Consider the following 656-nt stretch of genomic DNA (forward strand, 5'->3'; position numbering starts at 1 on the left):
GTGATCAATTGCTCAGCCTCCAGGGCGGCGCAGAGGCGCGGGGTGTGCGGGCGATTCTGATGCAGCTGCTGGAGGACGTCGAGCACGTCCTTGATGCGCTGAGCAGGGTCGCCGGTGTCGGTGAAGAAGGGTTGCTCGTGCTGGTCGCCGATCAGCGCGCTGTCGAGATCGACGCAGAGCACGAGTTGGTCGGTGTCGGCTGGCAGGAGGGCGAAGGGATAACCGCGATAGGCGGCAGGAATGTAGGGGCCGAGCCAGCGGCCATCCGGGGCGACGAATAGGTTCTGGCCCGGTTGCAAGCCTTGCACGGCGGCGGGGGTGAAGTAGTCTTGTTGGCGGATGAAGGCGATCGGCAGGCTGTGGCAGGCTTTGGCCAGTTCCTGGGCGACCAGGGGCACGCTGGCCTCACCGGCGGCGAAGCGTGCTCGAAGCATTCCAGCTCGGCTAGTAGGGCGGCGCGTGTCCCCGCCGCACCCATGCCTCAGTGGAAAATCGTCTCGGGTGTCTCAGCGCTCAGGATGCGTTTGGACCATTGCAGCAGTTGTTCCGGCTCGGCAGCCGTAATGCGTTCGCGGTAGGCATCAACGGTGTCTGGTCCGAATTTCTCGTTGAGCAGTGTTAGCAAGATGGTCGCTTCGCCCTTCTGAATCCCCGCT

General features: G+C 64.0%; 1 protein-coding gene. It reads right to left on the bottom strand.

From position 1 onward, the window contains the following. Positions 1 to 434 (bottom strand): SapC family protein (locus VBE63_RS31040; protein ID WP_323686784.1); only part of this gene is annotated, 434 nt, incomplete at its 3' end. Positions 435 to 656 lie beyond the last annotated feature (222 nt).

This window comes from Lamprobacter sp. (assembly GCF_034860625.1).
Classification (GTDB): domain Bacteria; phylum Pseudomonadota; class Gammaproteobacteria; order Chromatiales; family Chromatiaceae; genus Lamprobacter.